At 34.3% G+C, this 6,741-nt stretch carries 8 protein-coding genes; 1 reads left to right on the forward strand and 7 read right to left on the reverse strand.

Features of this window, described 5'->3' with window-relative positions; all coding sequences use genetic code 11:
• Positions 1–348 precede the first annotated feature (348 nt).
• The 3 genes from ACFX4X_RS11895 to ACFX4X_RS11905 all read right to left on the reverse strand — a co-directional run bounded on the left by ACFX4X_RS11895 (position 349) and on the right by ACFX4X_RS11905 (position 2,138).
• The gene (locus ACFX4X_RS11895; protein ID WP_284471808.1) at positions 349–960 is read right to left on the reverse strand and encodes an FMN-binding negative transcriptional regulator; all 612 of its coding nucleotides are present in this window, start codon (positions 958–960) and stop codon (positions 349–351) included.
• A 181-nt stretch (positions 961–1,141) separates the two neighbouring features.
• Positions 1,142–1,660 (reverse strand): spermidine/spermine N(1)-acetyltransferase, encoded by a 519-nt coding sequence (gene paiA, locus ACFX4X_RS11900; protein WP_377383648.1) that lies wholly within the window; start codon positions 1,658–1,660, stop codon positions 1,142–1,144.
• Positions 1,661–1,685: 25 nt separating this feature from the next.
• Positions 1,686–2,138 carry a MarR family winged helix-turn-helix transcriptional regulator gene (locus ACFX4X_RS11905; protein ID WP_284471810.1) on the reverse strand — a complete coding sequence of 151 codons (453 nt, stop codon included), beginning with the start codon at positions 2,136–2,138 and terminating at the stop codon, positions 1,686–1,688.
• A 116-nt stretch (positions 2,139–2,254) separates the two neighbouring features.
• Between ACFX4X_RS11905 and ACFX4X_RS11910 the strand changes: the two genes are divergently transcribed.
• Positions 2,255–2,899, forward strand: coding sequence for a YczE/YyaS/YitT family protein (locus ACFX4X_RS11910; RefSeq protein ID WP_377383652.1), 645 nt, complete (start codon positions 2,255–2,257; stop codon positions 2,897–2,899).
• A gap of 114 nt (positions 2,900–3,013) precedes the next feature.
• On the opposite strand, the gene ACFX4X_RS11915 is transcribed toward ACFX4X_RS11910, so the two are convergent.
• The 4 genes from ACFX4X_RS11915 to ACFX4X_RS11930 form a co-directional block, all read right to left on the reverse strand.
• On the reverse strand, positions 3,014–3,997 hold the full coding sequence (locus tag ACFX4X_RS11915; RefSeq protein ID WP_377383655.1) for a ketoacyl-ACP synthase III: 984 nt from the start codon (positions 3,995–3,997) through the stop codon (positions 3,014–3,016).
• Positions 3,998–4,234: 237 nt separating this feature from the next.
• Positions 4,235–4,348, reverse strand: coding sequence for a CPCC family cysteine-rich protein (locus tag ACFX4X_RS11920; RefSeq protein WP_377383660.1), 114 nt, complete (start codon positions 4,346–4,348; stop codon positions 4,235–4,237).
• Between the two features lie 228 nt (positions 4,349–4,576).
• Positions 4,577–4,888, reverse strand: coding sequence for a DUF6980 family protein (locus ACFX4X_RS11925; protein ID WP_377383657.1), 312 nt, complete (start codon positions 4,886–4,888; stop codon positions 4,577–4,579).
• A gap of 216 nt (positions 4,889–5,104) precedes the next feature.
• The gene (locus ACFX4X_RS11930) at positions 5,105–6,211 is read right to left on the reverse strand and encodes a spore germination protein (protein WP_377383662.1); all 1,107 of its coding nucleotides are present in this window, start codon (positions 6,209–6,211) and stop codon (positions 5,105–5,107) included.
• Positions 6,212–6,741: the final 530 nt, after the last annotated feature.

Below are 6,741 nucleotides of genomic sequence, written 5' to 3' on the forward strand. Positions count from 1 at the left end.
TTCCGATCCCTCCCTCTAGATGTAAATTAAGAATAACTCTGGAATTTTATATCCGTATAAAGGGACCGTGATTTTTTGTTATATTTTAGATAATAATTATTAAATTAACCCAGCACATGCATATCCTTTTAAAAATATTCATACTGCTTAACATTTAAAAATCTGTTAAGATTTTGACTAGATTATTTAAAAAAGGATCCAATTTATTTTCCATTAACCCGATAGTAAAAAAATGCAGCTGCTAATTACAGTTAGTATTGAAATCTGCTCCGTTGTAAAAGAAGTCCAACAAAAGGAGTGTTAATCCTTTTTGGATCAACACTCCCGTTAGTGCAGCAACATTCAACGTTATTTTTTTAGGTTTGCCTTCATTAAAGAGGAAATTTTTTGCTCATCTGTATTTTGGATTTCTTCCAGCTGATTAATAATCAGCTCTTGTCGATGTAAGGAATGGTTTTGACTTAATTTCGCTTTCCCCTCTATCTTGTTGATTTTTATTTTAAAGCCTTGAATTCCTTTGTTCATCCCAGCGAGAAAGTCAGCGTCTAAATCTTGCAATTTGTATGAACTATCAGGGGCTTCATACTTCAATACCATGTCCTGCAAGGAATCCGTTAACTCCTGTTCATCCTCAATAAGTTCGGCTTCGCCGTATACATGAACAGTCACATAATTCCATGTTGGTACTGCTTGATTGGTCTCATACCAAGAGGAGGAGATATAACAGTGAGGACCATGAAAAACTGCTAAGACTGTTTGATTTTTAATATCTTTCCATTGATGGTTCGGACGAGCAAAATGACCATACAAATAGTTTTTCTCCTTATTCAACAGCAGTGGTAAATGTGTAGCAAAAGGCAAGCCTTCATGCATTGAACACAATGTCGCAAAACCATTCTCCTGTATTACATCGTAGGCTACTGCTAATTCTTTTATTTCAAATTGCTTAGGGATATACATAAAAAATCTCCTTTCCACCTGATATAAACTTTTAAACAGACAATTGATTCGTAAAAATTATTAAACACAATCATAGCAACTTTTACTAAATGTCTATCCTCGAGAACCTCATCTATAATTATCCTACCTCACTCTACTTCATTAAAAAAAATACCCCTTAATTATGACCTTTCAAAAAAAGTTATAGTAGTGTTTTGGTCATTATAAAGTCCATTTGTTCTTCATCACCCATATAAAAAGAGTGGGCTCCAGTTTGAACAAACCCCAGTTTCTTGTAAAAGGCAATAGCATTTTCATTTTTCTCCCATACGCCTAGCCAAATTTTCTTTTTGTTATGTTCCATCGCAATTTCCATTGCTTTATTTTGCAGACATTTACCAAGCCCAAGTTTTTGAAATTTGTCCTTTATATAAATCCTCTCAATTTCAAGTGATTCAGCACCCATTTCTTCAGACTGAGCATCATTGGTATTGATCTTTAAATATCCAGCGACTTCATTATTAAAATAAACAAAAAAGAATTGCGAAGAAATATTGGATAATTCTTTTTCTAATTGTTTTAAGTTAAATGCCTTTTCCAAATAGGCATTCATATTTTCGGGTGTGTTCTGATGCTTAAATGTCTCATTAAACGTTTCATAACTAATTTCTTGAAGTTTGCGTGAATCTTCAAGGGTACACTTTTTTGTATTAATAGTCATTTAAATATATCGCTCCTTTATATAATTAGTAATTTCTCTTGTTTCCCTTTTTTACAAATCCCCAGTCTTTTTCTATATTTTTTCTTACCCTTTGAAGAAGATTGAAAGTGGTTTCTACTTCTCTTTCGGAAAATCCCGCTAATGCAACAATATTGGAATAATCATTTTCTCTTTTTATAAAAGGATAAACATTTTTCCCTTTCTCTGTTGGAAAGAGTTTTTTAATTTTTTTGTTATGTTTATCTTCTTTCTTTTCAATAAATCCATTAATTTCAAGTTTTTTTATAGCACGAGCTGCTGTTGTTCGATCTACTTTTATCATTTCAGCTAACTTTTCTTGAATGATTCCTGGATTTTCACATATCCGTACAAGGTACAAATACTGCCCTTTTGTAAGGTCATATTCTTTAAATTCTATATTACTTATAGAATCTAATGCCCTTGCTATCATTCCAATTTCACGAAGAATTTCCTTCATAATTAACTCCTTAGTACGTATTTTTGTTGCAAATGCAATAAAAAGGATATATATTAAATTTAACTTAAATTCGTTGCATTTGCAACAAAAAAATAATGATAAAGGGGTCGAGTAAATTGAAATATATTTTTTATGTATTAGGAATTTTAATATTAACCCTTGGTATTTCTTTCACTATACAATCAGACCTTGGAACTTCACCTTTTGATGCACTTTTAGTAGGACTGTCCATAAATGTGGGGCTTACTGTGGGAAGCTGGGAAATAATAATAGCTTTAATATTGATAGGTTGTAATTCATTTTTAAAAAGACAAAGACCAGAAGTTTTGGGGTTGTTAACAGCATTTATAACGGGTATAGGTATTGATATGTGGCTTTTTTTATTGCACAATTTGATAAGACCTGAACTATGGTACAGCAAAGTTGTTTGTTTTGGAATCGGCTTAGTTGTTATAGGATTAGGAACTGCAACATATTTAAACACAAATTTTGCACCGATTCCAGTTGACCGATTAACATTAATCATACAAGAATTAACTAGCACAAATATATTTTTTTCGAGAACATTCATTTACCTCGTATTCTTGATAATGGCAATGATTTCAAATGGACCAATTGGCGTTGGAACCTTATTAACCGTTTGTTTAGGGGGGCTAATACTTAATTACTTTATGCCATTTACTGAAAAAGTATTAGACCGGATATTATCACACTCTAGTACATCACCAAATTATGCTAAAGATAAAAACCATTTAATATAGAATACTTTTTATTTTTCTTGTTCAACTATCCTGCCCCGATAGTTGCATAAAAAAAAGCTGCCTTAAAGACAGCTCCGATCTAGCTAAGGCACCTGTTGGTTTAAGAAAAAGACGTTATAGGGTCCAATTGATAAGCAATCCTGCTTGTGCTAATCCACCACCGAAACCATATAATAAAATCTTCTCACCATTACTGAGCTTTCCTTCACTTACTCCTTTATCTAAAGCTAATGGTATTGATGCTGAGGAAGTATTTCCATACTCCACTAAGCTATATAATGTACGCTCAATTGGAAAACCACTTCTATCACATATTGACTCAATCATTCTTAAATTTGCACTATGCGGAACAAACCAATCAACATCATTCAAATGGAATTCAGTATTTTTCATCACAGTTTGCATTCCTTTTGGAACAGTAGTAACAGCCCATTTATAAACCTCACGTCCATTTTGTACAAGGTTACCACTATTATTTAAGTCTTCACCATTTATACGTGCCGATAGGTTTGTACTATATAAATGTTTTCCGCCTGCTCCTTCCGAATATAAATGTGAAGAAATAAAACTTGGTTGTTGTTCATCATATTCTACAAGAACTGCTCCTCCACCATCTCCAAATAAAATACAAGTGGCTCGGTCTTCATAGTCCATAATTTTAGATAGAGTATCAGCTCCAATAACAAGGACTTTCTTGTTTAAACCAGATGTTACTAATCCATTAGCTACATGCAACCCATAAGTAAATCCTGCACAAGCAGCGTTTAAATCAATAGCTCCAGTATTCTTAATACCTAGCTTTGCTTGGACTAAAGAAGCTACACTTGGTGTGTTGAAATCAGGTGAAAAGGTACAGACAATAATCATATCAACATCTTCGACTGATTTATCATACCGTTCCATTAAATCCTTTACAGCTTTATAACTTATATCACTAGTAAACTCTTCTTCATGTGATATTCTTCGTTCTTTAATTCCAGTACGTTTAACAATCCATTCATCATTGGTTTCAATCATTTTTTCTAAGTCTTTATTTGTTAACCTTTTTTCTGGAACATAAGAACCTATCGCAGTAATACGTGCTTTAGATTTAATCACAGAGTAACCACCTCGTTGTATGAATTATATCAATTTCACCACTTGATATTATTACCTGGTACTAATTATAAAGTAAAAAAAATCTTATGCAACTATCCTATCCCTTTAGTTTTATAAAGAAAAGACTGTCTTAAAGACAGTTCCTATCTTCAGTGACATTTTAGTTGGAGAACAACGTATTACTTATAGAAAATATGAGATTACACCTATGAGACATAAGAGTAATGCTACTTTCGTTCAGTTTTGTTGTGACTCTCTAAATGAAATTTTATTTGCAACGTCTTCATCTGGATATTCATATTGGTAATTATCATCTTCCCAAAAACAAATTCTGAGTCCAGTCCTTTCAATATCTTTTTAAAAAGTTTAACATTACATCCCAGTAATTCCCTTCCAAAGTTCTATAATTACGTAGATCTTCTTGTTCAACAATCCTGCCCCGTTAATGCCATAAGAAAAAGGCTGCCGAAGCAACCTTCCTTATTGAAGTAAAGCACCCGTTAGTTTAAGTACAATCCTTCACAAATCATAAGAAAAATGCACCCAAAGTATCTCTCAACAAGCTAGTGAAACTTCTGCTCATTTACTATTTTTATACCATTTATCTGTTTCAAATTCCTCTGGAATCGATTGCTCAACAGCGTCATCAAATCCTAATTGTTCAAGGATTTCCAACCATAAATCTCTTTTAAAATCAGGTAATTTCGTGCCACACCAGGGACAATAGGTTATCTCTATACTTGAGCTACCTCCATCGTGGATTAGTAACCCATATTCATCAAACCTTTTATTATAATTAATCAAAATGTCTGGACAATCAAATGGGTTAGCGTGAATCATGCAATTAATATTAACTTGGTCTTTCATAACCTCGCAGCAGTGATTATTCATAATTATAGTCTAACCCACTGCTTTTGGATTAATAATTTGCCAGGTTAATGTTAGGGGAGTGCTTTTTTGATATTCGCCTCTATCTGTTGATTCTTCTCCTATATCTTTTGCCGCACCTACGATCAAGTTCATATCTTCAATTTCATGACTGCTCCAGCATCCCGTAAGAGACAGAAGCAAAAGAACTAGCAGCGAAATCGAGATAAACCGTACATGTTACGACTGGGCAGCATGCTTTTTCCCCCCCTTCAATCTCGAGATAATGAGTAGCAGAAGTGGCATTATACCAATCAAAAACAACGCGACTTTTCCGATCATATCCCCCAGATTAAATACGTCATTAACATTTTTCGGGATCATGGAAACGATGTATATAACAGGAAGCAAGCCATACATAAATGAATGAATGTTCTTTTTGAAGAGTTGAGCCAGCCCCAAAGCAGCAGCATAGTAACCAATGGTAAAGCTAGTAAATAATTTCATAATCCATATCGTGAGCAACAAAGAATCATACCGTTCAAATACCAAACCGGTTATTTCAAAACTACGTATGAGGTCCATTGTCGGCCATGTTCTCGTTACCACTCCATCGACGGATAACCCTCCTATGACCATCACGACTGTCATCAAGTAAAAGATCAAGGGAATGCTTATTCCAAACAGAACTGCTTTTACGGCTTTATTTGGCTGTTTCATAAACGCCACAAGGAGAAACATGATTTCAAAACCTGTATACGAGAGAGAAGTTGTCTCTATTCCCTTTAGTAAAGGTTTAATTCCCAATCCTAGTACCGGGCGTAGATTATTCAGCTCAAATATTTTAAAGCTCAGTAAGGTAACCAGAAAAAAAATGATGACTGTAATAGGCAATATAATTTCACACAGACGTGCGATCGGATTGATACCTCCTCTGATAAAATAGAGACCTATCCACATAAATGGCAGGATGATGGCCCAGTGGGGGGTGCCTTCCAGCAAAAACACGCTTGTTACGTCGGCCAATGCACGCGCCTGATACCCACAAAGTGTAATAAAATAACCTACAAGGAGGAGACTAAGTAACCATCCCCCCCATTTTCCTACTATTTCTTGGCTATATTGATAAAAGGTTTTTTCAGGAAACTGCTGGCCTAATTTGACAATGATAACTCCTGCCAGCATTGCGATCAAACCACCTAAAATAACGGTTATCCATACATCTGGTGTTTTTACCTTCTCCACAGATGTTCGGGACAAGGTGAAAATTCCTGTTCCAATTATAAAATTGAGAACGATAACTGCTGCTTGCGAAGTCGTAATGCGGTCTTTGGGACTGATTATCATCGCTGGTTCACTTCCTTTCATAAGGAGCTATTACGTGTGGAATCTTTCGTATGCATCATCTTCGGACGACGCTTCATCATCATAAGTGGCATACGAACCACAAAACCTTTCCAGTCCCTTAAGTAATAAAGAAAAAAATAAGTAAAGTAAGGATATTTTCTATAACATCAGATGCCCCTTTTTATTTGTCAAAAAAATCAATATAAACACCAGTAAAAGTTACTGGAGCCCAAATAATTAATCCATATTAATATCGCTATGTATTTTAAGCTTTTCATCATGTTATTATTATGGCTTTTATAATTGAAGACTATGTAAAAGAGCAAGCCATTAGCACAGTCCGTAAACACTACGCTTGTTGAACTAACTTGCCCCGTTTTTTGAACAAGGGTATTTTTTCTCTAATTAGATAATATGATAATGTCAATTTTCATAGATTGAAAAGACCACCATTGAACTGCACCCCAATTGTTAGACACTATCTAACAATTGGAGGTGCTATTTTTTATGACAAAATATTCATTAGAGTT

This window comes from Peribacillus sp. YIM B13481, from assembly GCF_042787985.1.
In the GTDB taxonomy this organism is placed as follows: domain Bacteria; phylum Bacillota; class Bacilli; order Bacillales; family DSM-1321; genus Peribacillus; species Peribacillus simplex_A.